A 16,014-nucleotide genomic window follows, 5' to 3' on the forward strand; every position below is an offset into this window, starting at 1 on the left:
TCTAGCCCATCAGGGGCTGGCGGCATAGTCTCTCTGGCGCCGTAACCGTGCTGGCAGGCGGGATTGGCCACGTTTTCTGCCTCGTTTTCTGCCCCTGAACGGGGTATTATGACCAACCATTTTACTCACAGGCAGTGGTTAGAAGATGCTGAAGATATACAACACACTCACTCGTCAAAAAGAAGAATTCAAACCTATCCACCCGGGCAAGGTGGGCATGTATGTGTGTGGTGTCACCATCTACGATCACTGTCATATCGGCCACGGCCGCACCTTCGTCGCCTTTGATGTGGTCGCTCGCTACCTGCGTTACGCCGGTTATGACCTCACCTACGTGCGCAACATCACCGACGTGGATGACAAGATCATCAAGCGCGCCGCTGAAACCCAAGTGACCTGCGACGAGCTGACCGAGCGTCTGATTGGCGACATGCACGCCGACTTCGACGCCCTCGGCATGGTGCGCCCGGATATCGAACCGCGCGCCACCCAGCACATCGAAGAGATCATCGAGCTGGTGCAATCCCTGCTGGATAAAGAGCACGCCTATGTGGCCGATAACGGCGATGTGATGTTTATCGTCGAATCCTATGCCGACTACGGCAAGCTCTCCGGTCAGGATCTGGAGCAACTGCAAGCCGGTGCCCGCGTTGACGTGGTGGATGCCAAGCGCAATCCGCTCGACTTCGTGCTGTGGAAGATGTCCAAGCCGGGCGAGCCGACCTGGGAAAGCCCCTGGGGCCCGGGCCGTCCTGGCTGGCACATCGAGTGCTCCGCCATGAACTCCAAGCACCTTGGCAACCACTTCGACATCCACGGCGGCGGCTCCGATCTGCAGTTCCCGCACCACGAGAACGAGATCGCTCAGTCCTGCTGCGCCCACGGTGGCGACTACGTCAACACCTGGATGCACAGCGGCATGGTGATGGTGGATAAAGAGAAGATGTCCAAATCCCTTGGCAACTTCTTCACCATCCGTGACGTTTTGGCCCACTACGACGCCGAAACCGTCCGTTACTTCCTGATGTCTGGCCACTACCGCAGCCAGCTCAACTACTCGGAAGATAACCTCAAGCAAGCCCGCGCCGCGCTGGAGCGGATGTACACCGCCCTGCGCGATCTGCCGGTGGCCGCTGCTGCCGGTGGTGACGAGCAGGTGGCTCGCTTTAAAGAGGCGATGGACGACGACTTCAACACCCCGGAAGCCTACTCCGCCCTGTTCGATCTGGTGCGCGAGATCAACCGCCAGAAGGGTGAAGACATGACCGTCGCTGCCGCGCTGGGCGCCCGTCTGCGCGAGCTGGGCGCCGTGCTCGGCATCCTGCAGCAAGACCCCGAGGCTTTCCTCAAGGGTGACGAAGCGGACGAAGAGGTTGCCGAGATCGAGCGCCTGATCGCCGAGCGCAATCAGGCCCGTGCCGACAAGAACTGGGCTGCGGCGGATGCCGCCCGCAACCGTCTCACCGAGATGGGCATCGTGCTGGAAGACAGCGCCGGCAAGACCAGCTGGCGCCGAGCCTAAGGGCCGCCGGTTGACGATCTGACGCAGAGCGCAGCCCTTGGGCTGCGCTCTTTTTTTAGGGCCCGGCGCGTTGTTCAAGGCGCGGCCCATGCAAGCGAACATAAGGAAGATGGCACCATGAAGATATCCAGCTGGCCCGTGCTGGCACTGGCCCTCTCTGCGGCGGCCCAGCTCGCCCCGGCCCATGCGGGCACCACCACCAGCGGCAAACTCGATCCGGCCGCCAGTGCCCGCGCCAAGGCCAAGGTGGCCCAGTTTCTCGACTGGGAGCGCCAAGTCAAACCGAGCGGCCTCTATCAGAGCGATCTTGGCGGCGCGCTGCCCACTATCGTCTCCCCCGAGCTGCTCTGCCTGCTCAATGCCGCCTCCAAGGCGCGCGAGATAGCCACTCGCGAGGCCCCCGACGAGAAGCCCCCCTTTGTCGAGGGCAACCCCTTCCTGCCCAACGCCTGGGATAACCTGCTGGGCTCGGAGATCCTCTCCTCGCGCGCCATCGCCGGCAGCCGGGATCGCAGCGAGGTCAAGGTGCGCTTCACCTTTGGCGAGCCGGGCACCCCGCTTGACGCCCCCAGCGGCACCTACCGTTTTGTCAGCACCTATCTGGTACAGGACGGGCCGCAAGGCGCCCGCATCACCGATATTGACGCTGGCGGCAGCTGTGATTTCTGCCAATCCGGCAGCCTGCGCGCCGCCCTCTATGAGACGCTCACCACCTATCCCGCCGCAGGGGGAGAGCAGTGCAAGGGGTTGGGGAAATAGTTTTTTGGTTGGGATAGAAGTATGTTTGGGGAATAGAAATAAAAACCGCAGCTCAAGGCTGCGGTTTTTTAGGAATTTAATTTATGAATGAGTTTTGCAACTCATATTTTGACTCCATTCTGGATGCGTAACTTTTTAGTTCTTCAATATAACCTATTATGTTCTTAGATGATTTGTCATTTGCTATATGCTCTATATTCGTTTCATCAATTGTAAGAACGAAATTTGGTTGAAATTCGGACTGGTAAGTAACTTGTGTGGTGATTTTTATATGTGCATTTTTGTTCCATGAAGCATTATCATGTGAAAGCTCTTCCTTTTTATCTCTTTTACGCTCTTCATTCACTTGTTCAAGTGTTTGTGTAAAATCGTCATACACCCTGTTGTATAGATCTGTAGTTTTTGCATTTATAGAAATTATGGGTTCTTTAGAACCATCCAATGTAACTTCATATGTGGAGGTTACATTTTCTCTATACACCTTACCCAATCTGACCTTACCAGACACCAACGGGAGAATATTCTTTGAGTCAATATAACTATTTATCTTGTCAATGCTAAAAATTGATGCAGATAGAATAATGCTAACGCTTAATATTAAAGTACGGTTCATATAGTGCTCTTTTTTATGATTGATAATTTTGGTGGGTTTTTAATGTATAGAGCATCAATCGCGGGGATGTGTTAAACGTACCCAGTGATGCCTAATAAAATTAAGTGTATGCATGACAATAAACAATGGTATGTCTATTTTTTTGAATGTGCTATCAATTTAAACTTAACTTGTAATTAGAGAGGCAAAGTATGAAATCATTGATTTCGCATTGAGAATTCCAGATTAATCTCATCAATAAAATCGAAAATAGGTTTGAACGATATGAAATCCTCTGCCGGCAATGTGGAAACCACATCGTCTGCAAATTTGTTTTTTCCCGCCTTTATCTTTTTAAAACAGCCAAAATCATAATTTATGACATCTGTGCCAATGTTTAATCTTCGGCTGCCTATATTTAACTGCGGGGTCATAACTTCAACTTCTAACTTTTTGCCATTGTTGAACTTTTTATTTAATACATGTTCGTTAAACATAAACTCAATACATAAGCATCCGGCATCTGAAAAACCGGATCTGTATTCAGGCTCAGGCAATAGCAATGCCCATGCATAGCCGTTAATGTGTTTTTTTATCTGTAGCTGTGTATTTCCAGATTTGAAATTTCTGCTTAGTTTTTCAAATTCTCTTTGTCCTTCATCGTCATTGTCAAAAATGGCTATTACAGGTCTTTTATCTTCTGGATGGATTGATTCAATTAATCTGGCTAGAGCACCTGCGCCACCTAGCGAATGGCGATCATCGCTAGTATTGTCACAAGAACGAATGATTGCATCACACGGATAATGTTTTCTTGCGTGTTCGAGAATTTTTGCATCAGTTTTACCCTCAGTAACAACGAGTAACTTCTTTTGTAAAGAGATCTCACGTTCTAATGAAGATATAAGTTCGAGGCGCAAATTGTGTTCAATGATTTGCTTTGAATAAAAGTCATGTACTTCTCGTTGTATAGCAACTATTCCCAATTCATTTTTTAGCTCATCAGATATGTTTTGAGATGAATTTACATCATTCACCATCGAACATCCACTTAACTGAGTTACCCTAAAGCATCTTGCTTTTTCACCTTTTAGACTAATAAATGCGGGGGAATGTGTTGTTAAAAATATCTGTGTGTTAACTGCATATTTGTTTATAAAGTCATCAGCCATCTGTGCCGCATGGCTATATTCCAAGGCTAATTCTGGTTCTTCGTATCCCCATATATAAAATTTTTGAGAATTGACAGATATGTAATGTAGCACAGATGCTATATATCTAGATTGAAGACCATCTCCCCTGTATTTAAGAGGGATATCACCATCTTCTGCATTTGTAGAAACTAAAAATGATTGAAATAATGAAGAGACTTGAGCTGGTGGCATGATTGCTGTTTGAATGTTAGTCGCCTCTTTGAAGTCATTTTGGAGTACACCTATTTGTCCTTCAATATGACTTGCTAATTTGGTAGCAGTTTCCAGTAAATCAGCATTTTGACTAACAGTCATATCTAATAGTGAATGCTGTAATCGGGAAAGTAACTCACGAATGTAAGCTCTATCTTTTATTGCAGGAACATACTCAAAGTGTATTTTATTTAGAAATGTGGATAAACTTCTCTGGGCTGTAACTAACGATGACGGTAATTTATTCGCTTCTCCGAGACGGGACAGGTTATGTGATTCTTCATATATTCTGCTATCTCGATACCATTTACGTTCTACCGTAAATCGAGGTGGGAGGCTACCTTTATAATTATTGGGTCTTATAAAATCAATTTTAATGCTTATGAACTGCTTTCCTTTTACGCTTTCTTTTCTAACCTCTTCAAGTCTTTTGGTTGAAAAATTATCATAGAACTCATAATTTTCATCCCAATCAACTTTTCCATTAAAAAATAGATTCAATGACTTTATGACGTTGGATTTTCCAACATCATTTCTACCAGAAAAAACGTTAACGCTAGAACAGTTTTTTACTTCAATGGTGTGAAGTGAACGGAAATATTTTACTGTTATTTTTTCAATTATTTTCACTCTCAACATCCTATGAATAGGTCAGTTATTTGGGCCGTAGGTTCGATTAGCGAAGCGTAATCGGACGTTTGAGAAATAAGGGGTTATTACGGTGAAATACTCACTATCGGGCCTTCAATATAAAACCTTTTCCCGATAGGGATGGGTGCCGCCTGCTGTTGCATTCGCCATGATTTTTTCACCTATGCAACCATGTCGATGGCGCTTGTTGCATAGGTGCGACAATCTGCTCTCGCCATGGGGTGGGCGAGGGGTTGGCTGCGAGACAACAACCCGCCCGATCTTTGCCCCGAATAGGCTGGGGCTGTTAGCGCGGTGCTGCGGGTTGGCTGTTGACCCCTGTTGTTCGCCGGGGTGAGCCTGTTTGTCCAGGCCGCGAGGCAGGACGCCGAGCGAGCGCCGCTGGGCCAGGGATGGCCCATCGGCGCGTGCCGTCGGACAAACGGGTGAACCGAGGAAACCCGACGCAGGAGGGCGAACAAGTGGGGGATTAGACCTTTGGTGACTTTGGGTCTTTCCAAAGTCACTCGCCAAGCCGCGCAGCGGCGGCGAAACCCCGTCGAGGACGGAGTCCTCGTGTCCTGCATGGCGAAGCCATGCCCATCAGGCTAGTGACCCCTCACCCTAGCCCTCTCCCACAAGGGGAGAGGGGATGGTGACCGCGGACGATTACGCTTCGCTAATCGACCCTACAAATTGTCCCAATGTCTCATCCGCATGGTGGCATGGGCACAGCCCCGGGGGCTGACGGGAACGCCAGTCGAGGGTGCAACCCTCGCACCTTGGCGCAGGGGCGGGAGACCGGCTGGTCTCCGTGAAAGACGCTACCGCCCCTGACTGTCGCTGCCACATTGCGCCGTTGACCTTGGTTTGGGAAAAGGGGCCAACAGGCGCCACCAAATATCTTACGGATTCATTGAGCGCTTAACTATGGCGGCCATCACGCAACTATCAGAAACCAGAGGTTTTTTTGCGCTGGCACAAGCTTTTGTTAATTACTGATTGATTAATTGCGGGGCAAACCTTGTGCGGTTGGTCGCCTTGGGCAATCCGTTGCTATCACCTTGATTCAAAACGGCGATCACAGACTTTTTGCGCCGTATGCCTAGACTGGGTTGGCCGCGGTCGCTGACCGCCGCCTCTGGATCAGCAGACAGGGTATAACTGAGCTGGCTCACCCCTATGTGTCACTGATGGAGGAGTCGGCCATGTCCGCTACCCGTATCTGGATTAAAAACCCCCTTGCCACCTTTACCCCCGAAACGGTCGATGGCCGCGGCGGGCTGGTGATTGAAAACGGCCTGATAAGCGAGGTGCTGGCGACAGGCCAGCAGCCTGCCCGGTCTTGCGATCAGCTGTTCGATGCCCGCGACCATGTGGTGCTGCCGGGCCTTATCAATACCCACCACCACTTCTACCAGACCCTGACCCGCGCCTGGGGGCCGGTGGTCAATCAGCCGCTCTTCCCCTGGCTCAAGACCCTCTATCCGGTCTGGGCCAGATTGACGCCGGACGCGCTGGCGCTGGCGAGCAAGGTGGCGATGGCGGAGCTGCTGCTCTCGGGCTGCACCACGGCGGCCGATCACCACTACCTCTTCCCGCGCGGGATGGAGGAGTCCATCGATATTCAGGTGGCGGCGGTGCGTGAGCTGGGGATGCGCGCCATGCTGACCCGCGGCTCCATGAGCCTTGGCGAAGATGAGGGGGGCTTGCCGCCGCGCCACACGGTGCAGGGGCAGCAGCAGATCCTCGATGACAGCTTGCGGCTGGTGCGCCAGTATCACGAGCGCGGCGCCGGGGCGCAGATCCAGATTGCGCTGGCCCCATGCTCCCCCTTCTCGGTGACCGAGGAGATCATGGTGGAGAGCGCCAGACTCGCGGCCGAGCTCGATGTGCGGCTGCACACCCATCTGGCGGAGACGCTGGATGAGGAGGCGTTCTGCCTTGCACGCTTTGGCCTGCGCACCGTCGATTATCTCGAAAAGGTGGGCTGGCTTGGCGATCGCACCTGGCTGGCCCACGGCATCCACTTCAATCCGGACGAGATTGCGCGGCTGGGGGCGGCGGGCACCGGGGTGTGCCACTGTCCGGTCTCCAATATGCGGCTCGCCTCCAGCATCTGCCCGACCCTGGATCTGGAGGCGGCCGGTGCGCCGGTGGGGCTAGGGGTGGATGGCTCGGCCTCTAACGATGCCTCGAACCTGATGCAGGAGGCCCGTCAGGCGCTCTATCTGCAGCGGCTGCGCTACGGCGCCGAGCGCATCACTCCGCGCAAGGTGCTGGAGTGGGCGACCGTAGGCTCGGCCCGGCTGCTCGGGCGCGGCGATCTCGGTGAGCTGCTGCCCGGCAAGCAGGCAGATCTGGCGCTGTTCAAGCTCGACGACCTGCGCTTTAGCGGCAGTCACGATCCCATCGCGGCCCTCATCTTGTGCGGCGCCGAGCGGGCCGATCGGGTGATGGTGGGTGGCAAGTGGCGGGTGGTGGATGGCGCCATCGAGGGGCTGGATATCGAGCAGCTTATCGCCCGTCACAAGGTGGCCGCCGCGGCGCTGGTGCATGGCTAGCCGACTCTGGTGCCACTCTGCCAATAGCCGCAAAGCTGTTCTCACTGGTGAGCCGCGGACCACCTTGCTCTGCTTTCGGGCAAGACTTGGGCCGATAGCATCGGCCCGCAGCCTGCGGCTTCCTCTCTCTTGGCCCTTGCCTCTTTCAAGGAAACCTCTGGATAGACAACTGGTACCAGCCCCTCTCCTTTCTACCGGGGCAGAACCTGAGGCGCCTGTACTTCCCCCGATAGGGAGGGCCTATTTCATCAGGCAGCCTCTGCTGCTGACCAGCGCCCCTTACTTGTGACCCCATGGAGTCGGATAGCGAAATGGAGGGATCTCCCGTTTCAATTGGGAGTAGATGACAAGTGCAGGGAGGATAATCCACCACCTCACAGCCAGGCATAGCAAGCATATGAGGGGCTTTTTTCCCCCTGCCGGAACATGCTTCCCCTAATCTCGGAGGAATATCACAAGGCCTGATTAGTCGACGAGAGACAACAAAAAACCCGCAAAGCCTTTGGCTATGCGGGTTTTGATATTTTTTAAGACTGTAATATGGTGCCCGAGGCCGGAATCGAACCGGCACGACGCGAACGTCGAGGGATTTTAAATCCCTTGTGTCTACCGATTTCACCACTCGGGCACCGCAATCGGTATCAAGCTCGCGTGGCGGGCTTGTCAATATGGAGGCACGTTCCGGAGTCGAACCGGACTAAACGGATTTGCAATCCGCTGCATAACCGCTTTGCTAACGCGCCATGCAAAAGAGAGTTGGCTCTCTATTGTCTGAATTTGGAGCGGGAAACGAGACTCGAACTCGCGACCCCGACCTTGGCAAGGTCGTGCTCTACCAACTGAGCTATTCCCGCATTGGTCTGGCTGACTGCCTGACTACGAGGACGCATTCTAGCGATGTTCCTCGCCCAGTCAACCAGAAATATTTAATTACCTGATCGTTCGGGCATTTTTTGCCCTTTTTGAACAGTTTTAGCGCCTTTGGCCGTTTCCTGCCTCAGATCAGCGGAAACCTCACCTTGCGGCGCCAGTGACTCACAGGTTGGCGTGGTGGGTCAAATCGCCCCAGGCCGCCTTCATGTACTGGAACATCGACCAGAAGGTGAGCACTGTAGCGACATAGAGCATCACATAGGCGAGCCATACCATCCAGACGTTATATTGCCAAATCAGACCGGTGAGTGACACCATCTGGATCATGGTCTTCCACTTGCCAATCCAGCTGACCGCAACCGAGGAGCGTTTGCCGAGCTCGGCCATCCATTCGCGCAGGGCGGAGATGATGATCTCGCGGCCAATCATGGTCATGGCGGGGATGGTCACCCAAATGGTGTTGTAGTGTTCGACGATGACCACCAGTGCGGCAGCGACCATGATCTTGTCGGCAACCGGGTCAAGGAAGGCGCCAAAGGCGGTGGACTGATTGAGCTTACGAGCCAGATAGCCATCAAACCAGTCGGTAGCAGCAGCCAGAATAAAGATGATGGCGGCAGCCAGATAGGACCATTGATAAGGCAGATAGAACAGGATGACGAAGACGGGAATGAGCAAAATCCGGAAAAACGTCAACAGGTTAGGTATGTTTGTCATTATTTTCAGCCACTTCTTGTACGTCGCTACATAGTGCGCCAAAGCCGATTTGCGATGCAACCGCACTGGCGCCCGTCTTGGTCTTTTTAATCCATCAATCTTCTCAAAATGCGAGGGCCATTATGGCATTTACGGCCCCCCCGCGTCACGGCTCTTGTGCATCAAGGAGTTAGCGATTGTGCCATGCTGCTAACCCTGCTCAGGCGCTGTGCAAGCCATCGTGGATGGTCTGGGCCAGCTCCTGACTGATGCCGGGTACCTTGGCCAGTTCATCCACGCTCGCCTTTTTGACCTCCTGCAGACCGCCCAGATATTTGAGCAGCGCCTGCCGTCGCTTTGGCCCCACCCCCGGAATATCCTCCAGACTGCTGCTGGTGCGGGCCTTGGCCCGTCTGGCCCGGTGGCCGGTAATGGCAAAACGGTGGGATTCATCGCGAATATGCTGAATAAGGTGCAAAGCGGGCATATCTGCCGGTAAATGCAGCTCTTCGTGGCTCTCCCCCATAATGAGAGTTTCCAACCCCGCCTTGCGGGTGACCCCCTTGGCAATCCCCACCAGCAGCGGATATTTGCCGCCGAGAAACTCCAGCTGACGGGCCAGGATCTCTTCGGCGCGGCGCAGCTGGCCGAGGCCGCCGTCGATAAACAGCACATCAGGCACCTTGTCCGGCTCCTGCTGCTTGCCAAAGCGGCGCTCCAGCGCCTGCTCCATGGCCGCGTAGTCATCACCACCGGTGATGCCGTCGATATTGAAACGACGATATTCCGATGAGAGCGGCCCCTCCCGGTTGAACACCACGCAAGAGGCCACCGTGCGCTCCCCCATGGTGTGGGAGATATCGAAACACTCCATGCGGGCGATAGGGCGCTCCAGCTCCAGCAGCTCTTCCAGCTGGTCGTAGCGGGCGGTGATGGTGCTCTTGTGAGCCAGCCGCGAGCGCAGCGCCGTCTCGGCGTTGATGGAGGCGAGCTTGATAAAGCGGGCCCGTTCGGCGCGGGTACGGCTCACCACCCGCACCTTGTAGCCTGCTGTCTGGCTCAGGGTCTCGGCGATGACGCTCTCGTCCTCCAGCGCCACATCGAGCAACACCTCGCTCGGGATCTGCCGCCCCCCCTGCCCCGACAGATAGAACTGCAGCAGGAAGGATTGCACCACCTCGTCGAGCTGGGTATCGGCCGGCACTTTCGGGAAGTAGCTGCGCGAACCGAGCACCTTGCCCTGACGGATAAATAGCACGTGAATACAGGCAGCACCTTGCTGGAAGGCCACCCCCACCACATCCAGCTCGTCCAGCACGTTGCCGCTCACCGACTGCTGCTCGGTGACCCGGCGTAGCGCCAGGATCTGGTCCCGGTAGCGGGCCGCCTCTTCAAAGCGCAGATCGCCGCTGGCGGACTCCATCTTGCCCACCAATTCGCCAATCACCTGCTGGTTCTTGCCCGCCAGAAACAGCTTGGCCAGCTCAACCTGCTGGGCATATTCGGCCTCGCTCACCAGTCCGGGCACGCAAGGGCCGGCGCAGCGCTTGAGCTGATAGAGCAGGCAGGGACGGGTGCGGTTGGCATAGACCGCATCCTCGCACTGACGCACCGGAAAAATTTTCTGCATCAGGTGCAGGCTCTCACGCACCGCGCCGCCAGAGGGGTACGGGCCGAAGTACTCCCCTTTCACCTTGCGGGCGCCGCGATGGACGCCGATACGCGGATGCTGGTGCGCGGTGATGATGATCCAGGGGTAGGATTTGTCGTCCCGCAGCAGCACGTTATAACGGGGCTGGTACTGCTTGATGAGATTGTGCTCGAGGATCAGCGCCTCGGTCTCGGTGTGGGTGACGGTGACCTGGATATCGGCGATCTGACGCACCAGGGTGCGGGTCTTGATGCTGTCGACGTTGGTGCGAAAGTAGGAGGCGAGCCGCTTTTTCAGATCCTTGGCCTTGCCCACATAGATCACGGTGCCACCGCTGTCATACATGCGGTAGACGCCACTTTGATGGGTGACGGCGCTCAGAAACGCCTTGCTGTCGAAGAGAGGTTCGGGAGAGAGGGTCATCAGCTGCTCGGCTCACACAAAGGCAAAAATTGACGGGCAGAGCATACTGCCCCCGCCGCCTGAAAAGCAAAAGGGCAGAAAAGCAAAAAGGCGGCACTCGCCGCCTTTGTGACCACACGCCACCCGATTAGAGGGTATCGGCATCCAGCATGCCATAGCGAATGGCCAGATGGGTCAGTTCCACGTCACCGTTGATCCCCAGCTTGCTGAACAGCCGATAGCGGTAGCTGTTGACCGTCTTCGGGCTCAGGTTGAGCTGCTCGGAGATATCGGTCACCTTCTGCCCCTTGGTGATCATCATCATGATCTGCAGTTCGCGCTCGGAGAGGGACTTGAAGGGATTCTCGTCAGCGGAGGCAAATTGGCTGAGGGCCATCTGCTGGGCAATCTCCGGGGAGATGTAACGCTGACCGGAGTGCACCAACCGGATCGCCTGGATCATCTCGTCAGGGGCAGCCCCCTTGGTCAGGTAACCGGCGGCGCCGGCCTGCATCACCTTGGTGGGGAACGGATTTTCTGAATGAATGGTCAGCACTATGATGCGTACATCGGGGCGGATCCGCAGAATTTTGCGGGTCGCTTCCAGACCACCAATACCCGGCATGTTCATGTCCATCAGGATCACGTCCGGATGGTGTTGGCGACAGAACGTAACTGCGGTCTCGCCGCTCTGTGCCTCACCCACCACCTTGATCCCGCGCACATCTTCAAGAATGCGTCTTATCCCTGTACGCACCAGCTCATGATCATCGACCAGGAATACATTTATCACCCAAACACCCCGTTTTATCTCGTTTTAGCCGCCCGGTTAGGGTTAACAGGGCGTCTTGCATCATAACCAAACTCGTCGCTTTGGCAAACCATGCACGCCAAAAGTTTGAGAAAACCCATGTTTAGCGTTTAAAATCAAATAATTATATAAATTTTCAAAACAAAAAACGGTGCCTTGCGACACCGTCTTTCATGACTTTAGTGCTGTGGCCATCACTTGGCCAAAAAGGCCCGCACCTTCTCAAGATCGGCCTGGGTATCCACCCCGACCGGCGGCGCTTCAAGGGCCTGGGCGACGTGGATCTTCTCCCCGTACCAGAGCACCCGCAGTTGCTCCAGTGCCTCGACCTGCTCCAGCACGCTCGGTGCCCAGTCTACGTAACGCTGGATAAAGCCGGCGCGATAGGCGTAGATGCCGATATGGCGCTGGTAGTGGTCACCAATCTGCTCATGGCTCTTGGCAAAGCGATCCCGATCCCAGGGAATGCTGGCGCGACTGAAGTAGAGGGCGTAGCCATCCTTGTCAGTCACCACTTTCACTGCGTTCGGGTTGAACGCCTCTTCGGCATCCTTGATCGGCACCGACAAGGTCGCCATCGGCGCCGTGGCAGCGGCCAGATTATCCGCCACCTGACGAATGATGGCGGGCGGAATGAGCGGCTCATCCCCCTGCACATTGACGATGATGGTATCGGCGGCAAAGCCGTAGTGACGGCACACCTCGGCCAGACGCTCGGTGCCGGACTGGTGATCCGGTGAGGTCATGCACACCTCGACGCCGGTGCTCAGCAGTGCCTGCTGCACCCGTTCGTCATCGGTGGCGACGATCACCCGATCGGCACCGGATTGCAGGGCTTTCTCCACCACGTGCTGCACCATGGGCTTGCCATGGATATCAGCCAGCGGCTTGCCCGGCAGACGGGTTGACGCATAGCGGGCCGGAATGACGACGACGAAACTCATGACGGCAGCTCATCGCTATTGAGCGGACGGGCACGGTTCTCCAGCAGCACCGGGATCCCCTCCTCCAGCGGATAGGCCAGCTTGTCAAAACGGCAGACCAGCTCATGGACTGCTTTGTTGTAGTGCAGCTTACCCTTGCAGACCGGGCAGGCGATGATGTCGAGCAACTTGATGTCCAAAGCCAAAACGATACTCCTTCAACGATGTCGCGCTGGCGGCTTCATCACGCCAGCGATGGATGTCGAGCAACCAGATATTCCATACGGGGCATATCAACCCCCTGCTCCCCCGCCGAGGCGAGAGAGATTAATCTTGCGCCCTGGCCGCGCCCTTCCCCTTCGTCCCCAGCTTGTGCAGCAGGGCATCGAGCAGGGAGGCGGGCAACTCGGCACTGACCGGCAGATACCACCAGTTATCGAGGGCAAACGGACGACACTTGACCGCATCCTTCTCGGTCATCAGCAGCGGCTTGCTGGCAAAGCGGCCCACCAGCTCATCCCGATCGAAGGGGTGATGATCGCCGTAGGCGGCCTGCTGATCCAGCTGATAGCCGAGCCCTTCCAGGGTGGCAAAGAAGCGGGGCGGATGACCGATCCCAGCCAACGCATCGACCGGCCCCGACAAGGGGGCTGCCAGCAGGGCATCGTCGCGCACCCGGCGCGGGGTGACGGCGACCAGTTGCATGGGGTACTCCCCCTTGCCCGGCTCGCCGCCATTGCAGATGATGGCGTCCACCCGTTTGAGACGAGTGACCGGCTCGCGCAGCGGCCCCATCGGCAGCAAGCAGGCGTTGCCGAAACGGCGGGCACCATCCACCACCACCAGCTCGATGTCGCGGGCCAGCGCATAGTGCTGCAGACCGTCGTCGGTGATGATGATATCCACTTCACCGCTCTGCTCCAGCAGTCGTACCGCGTCGGCCCGTTTCGGGGCAACCACCACCGGACAGCCGCAGCGCCGGGCAATCAGCACCGGCTCATCTCCGGCCTGCGCCGTGGTGCTGGTCTCATCCAGCCGATAGGGGTAATGGGGCGCCTTGCCGCCATAACCACGGCTCACCACCCCGGGGCGATAGCCGCGGGCTTGCAACTGCTCCACCAGCCAGACCACCACTGGCGTCTTGCCGTTGCCCCCCACCGAAATATTGCCCACAACAATGACCGGCAAGGAGGAGCTATACCCCTTGCGCCAGCCATGACGATAGGCGTAGCGGCGGCTGCCGCTGATGATGGCGAACAGCAGGGCAAAGGGGGCCAGCAACCAGCGCCAGCCACTTTTGCGATACCAGAGCCGTTCCAGCATCAGGCCTTGCTTCCCGCGTTGCCAAACTGAATAGCGCGCAGCTGGGCATAGGTGCCGCGCTGCTCCATCAATGCTTCGTGGTTCCCGCGCTCGACGATATGGCCTTCGTCGATCACCAGGATCTCGTCCGCCTTCTCGATGGTGGAGAGACGGTGGGCGATCACCAGCGAGGTACGCGCTTTGCAAAGCTCGTCGATAGCCGCCTGAATGTGGCGCTCGGATTCGGTATCGAGGGCCGAGGTGGCCTCATCCAGCAGCAGAACCGGCGCATCGCGCAGCAGGGCGCGCGCAATGGCAACACGCTGACGCTGACCACCGGAGAGGGATGCACCGTTCTCGCCAACCACAGTGTCATACCCGTTGCTCATCTTGCTGACGAATTCGTCGGCATGAGCGATGCGGGCAGCCTGCACGATCTGGTCGCGGCTGTATTTGTCTTCTGCCGCGTAGGCGATGTTGTTGGCCACCGAGTCGTTGAACAGGTGGACATGCTGGGAGACCAGCGCGTACTGCTTGCGCAGCTCGCTCAACTTGTATTCGCGGATGTTGATGCCATCCAGCAGGATCTCGCCCTGATCGATGTCGTAGAAACGGGTCAGCAGGCTGGCAATGGTACTCTTGCCAGAGCCGGAACGGCCCACCAGCGCCACCGACTTACCCGCCTCCACCTTGAAGCTGACGTTGTGCAGCGCCGGGGTATCCTTGGTCGGGTAGGTGAAAGTGACGTTGCGAAACTCGATCTCGCCGCGAGCACGCTCCAGAGTACGGGTGCCGGTATCCTGCTCCGGCTCGCTGTCGAGCAGGCCAAACAGGCTGTGGCAGGCAGTGATGGCCCGCTGGAACTGGTTGTTGACGTCGGTCAGGCTTTTCAGCGGCTTGAGCAGCATCATCATGGAGGTGATCATGACGGTAAACGTACCGGCAGTCAGCTCGCTGCGCACACTGTCGATGGTAGCTACATAGAGGAAGGCAGCAAGCGCGATGGAGGCCACCATCTGCACCACAGGGCTGCCGATGGCATCAGCCGCGACCATCTTCATGGTTTGCTGGCGCATGTTGTTGCTGACCTGGAAGAAGCGTTTCTCTTCCACCTTCTGGCCACCAAACATCAGCACCTCTTTGTGCCCTTTGAGCATCTGCTCGGTGGAGGTGGTGATATCCCCCACCGCCTGCTGAATGTGACGGCTGATCTGGCGGAAACGACGGCTGATAAGGCCGATGATGACCCCCACCAGCGGGCCAACCACCAAAAAGATCACCGACAGCTGCCAGGAGTGCCAGAACATCAGGCCGAGCAGGCCGACCACGGTCGCCCCTTCCCGCACCAGGGTCACCAGCGTGGTGCTTGCCGCCGAGGAGACCTGGCTGGCGTCATAGGTCACCTTGGAGAGCAGATGACCGGTGTTCTGACGGTCGAAGAAGCTCATCGGCATCGCCACCATGTGATTGAACACCTGCTGTTGCAGACGCATCACGACGTGGTTGCCGACCCAGGCCATGCAGTAGTTGGAGAGAAAGTTGGCGACACCACGCAGGGCCACGATGCCGAGGACGAAGAAGGGCATCCATTTCAAAACGGTGCTGTCGTTGCCATTGATGCCCTGATCGATCAGCGGCTTGATGGAGTAGACAAAGGTGGTATCCACGGCGGCGTAGCCCAGCATCCCGATGATGCCACCGACCAGGCCCAGCTTGCGATCACGGACATAACCGAGCAGGCGTTTGAATACTGGCCAGCTCTCTTGTGAGGTTTCTTGTTGCATGAATAGCCGTTAGTAATGGAAATGACGGGCTATTCTAGCCAAAGCGCAGGCTTACACCAAGCGCCGCCACCTATATCGCATTCCTACACGGCAGAAATG

12 protein-coding genes and 3 tRNA genes are annotated in these 16,014 nt (G+C 56.2%); 3 read left to right on the forward strand and 12 right to left on the reverse strand.

What is annotated here, in order from left to right:
- Window positions 1-145: 145 nt before the first annotated feature.
- Window positions 146-1,522, forward strand: a complete 1,377-nt coding sequence (gene cysS, locus G5195_RS12845) for a cysteine--tRNA ligase (RefSeq protein WP_270817084.1) — start codon at window positions 146-148, stop codon at window positions 1,520-1,522.
- A gap of 117 nt (window positions 1,523-1,639) precedes the next feature.
- Complete coding sequence (locus G5195_RS12850) at window positions 1,640-2,281, forward strand: hypothetical protein (RefSeq protein WP_421233957.1); 642 nt, start codon at window positions 1,640-1,642, stop codon at window positions 2,279-2,281.
- A 76-nt stretch (window positions 2,282-2,357) separates the two neighbouring features.
- Here the strand turns inward: G5195_RS12850 and G5195_RS12855 are convergent, their stop codons facing one another.
- Entirely contained in the window at window positions 2,358-2,894 is a 537-nt protein-coding gene (locus tag G5195_RS12855) for a hypothetical protein (RefSeq protein ID WP_421236208.1), read from the reverse strand.
- A 197-nt stretch (window positions 2,895-3,091) separates the two neighbouring features.
- Entirely contained in the window at window positions 3,092-4,909 is a 1,818-nt protein-coding gene (locus G5195_RS12860; protein ID WP_421236209.1) for an ATP-dependent nuclease, read from the reverse strand.
- Between the two features lie 1,208 nt (window positions 4,910-6,117).
- Between G5195_RS12860 and G5195_RS12865 the strand changes: the two genes are divergently transcribed.
- Window positions 6,118-7,473, forward strand: coding sequence for an 8-oxoguanine deaminase (locus G5195_RS12865; RefSeq protein ID WP_421236210.1), 1,356 nt, complete (start codon window positions 6,118-6,120; stop codon window positions 7,471-7,473).
- 541 nt (window positions 7,474-8,014) lie between these two features.
- Here the strand turns inward: G5195_RS12865 and G5195_RS12870 are convergent.
- The 10 genes from G5195_RS12870 to msbA form a co-directional block, all read right to left on the reverse strand.
- Window positions 8,015-8,101: transfer RNA gene (locus G5195_RS12870), tRNA-Leu, on the reverse strand.
- Window positions 8,102-8,142: 41 nt separating this feature from the next.
- Window positions 8,143-8,216 (reverse strand) — tRNA-Cys (locus tag G5195_RS12875).
- Window positions 8,217-8,251: 35 nt separating this feature from the next.
- Window positions 8,252-8,327: transfer RNA gene (locus G5195_RS12880), tRNA-Gly, on the reverse strand.
- 181 nt (window positions 8,328-8,508) lie between these two features.
- A complete protein-coding gene (pgsA, locus tag G5195_RS12885; protein WP_031227442.1) occupies window positions 8,509-9,063 on the reverse strand; it encodes a CDP-diacylglycerol--glycerol-3-phosphate 3-phosphatidyltransferase in 555 nt (184 codons plus the stop codon).
- Between the two features lie 199 nt (window positions 9,064-9,262).
- On the reverse strand, window positions 9,263-11,116 hold the full coding sequence (gene uvrC, locus G5195_RS12890) for an excinuclease ABC subunit UvrC (protein WP_005359709.1): 1,854 nt from the start codon (window positions 11,114-11,116) through the stop codon (window positions 9,263-9,265).
- Window positions 11,117-11,243: 127 nt separating this feature from the next.
- A complete protein-coding gene (gene uvrY, locus G5195_RS12895; protein WP_005337448.1) occupies window positions 11,244-11,888 on the reverse strand; it encodes a UvrY/SirA/GacA family response regulator transcription factor in 645 nt (214 codons plus the stop codon).
- 212 nt (window positions 11,889-12,100) lie between these two features.
- Window positions 12,101-12,850 carry a 3-deoxy-manno-octulosonate cytidylyltransferase gene (gene kdsB / locus G5195_RS12900; protein ID WP_201906360.1) on the reverse strand — a complete coding sequence of 250 codons (750 nt, stop codon included), beginning with the start codon at window positions 12,848-12,850 and terminating at the stop codon, window positions 12,101-12,103.
- Window positions 12,847-13,035 (reverse strand): Trm112 family protein, encoded by a 189-nt coding sequence (locus G5195_RS12905; protein ID WP_005347033.1) that lies wholly within the window; start codon window positions 13,033-13,035, stop codon window positions 12,847-12,849. Before G5195_RS12905 ends, kdsB begins: the two co-directional genes overlap by 4 nt.
- Before the next feature lie 121 nt (window positions 13,036-13,156).
- Entirely contained in the window at window positions 13,157-14,152 is a 996-nt protein-coding gene (gene lpxK, locus G5195_RS12910) for a tetraacyldisaccharide 4'-kinase (RefSeq protein ID WP_421223338.1), read from the reverse strand.
- Window positions 14,152-15,915: a lipid A ABC transporter ATP-binding protein/permease MsbA gene (msbA, locus tag G5195_RS12915; protein ID WP_157160501.1), complete on the reverse strand. Its 1,764-nt coding sequence runs from the start codon at window positions 15,913-15,915 to the stop codon at window positions 14,152-14,154. The genes lpxK and msbA overlap by 1 nt, the downstream gene beginning before the upstream one ends.
- Window positions 15,916-16,014: the final 99 nt, after the last annotated feature.

The organism is Aeromonas sp. 601039, from assembly GCF_049174415.1.
Taxonomy (GTDB): domain Bacteria; phylum Pseudomonadota; class Gammaproteobacteria; order Enterobacterales; family Aeromonadaceae; genus Aeromonas; species Aeromonas veronii_A.

Coding starts and splice junctions, on each gene's coding strand:
- cysS (WP_270817084.1), top strand. CDS start 146: ATGCTGAAGATATACAACACACTCACTCGTCAAAAAGAAGAATTCAAA.
- G5195_RS12850 (WP_421233957.1), top strand. CDS start 1,640: ATGAAGATATCCAGCTGGCCCGTGCTGGCACTGGCCCTCTCTGCGGCG.
- G5195_RS12855 (WP_421236208.1), bottom strand. CDS start 2,894: ATGAACCGTACTTTAATATTAAGCGTTAGCATTATTCTATCTGCATCA.
- G5195_RS12865 (WP_421236210.1), top strand. CDS start 6,118: ATGTCCGCTACCCGTATCTGGATTAAAAACCCCCTTGCCACCTTTACC.
- pgsA (WP_031227442.1), bottom strand. CDS start 9,063: ATGACAAACATACCTAACCTGTTGACGTTTTTCCGGATTTTGCTCATT.
- uvrC (WP_005359709.1), bottom strand. CDS start 11,116: ATGACCCTCTCTCCCGAACCTCTCTTCGACAGCAAGGCGTTTCTGAGC.
- kdsB (WP_201906360.1), bottom strand. CDS start 12,850: ATGAGTTTCGTCGTCGTCATTCCGGCCCGCTATGCGTCAACCCGTCTG.
- lpxK (WP_421223338.1), bottom strand. CDS start 14,152: ATGCTGGAACGGCTCTGGTATCGCAAAAGTGGCTGGCGCTGGTTGCTG.
- msbA (WP_157160501.1), bottom strand. CDS start 15,915: ATGCAACAAGAAACCTCACAAGAGAGCTGGCCAGTATTCAAACGCCTG.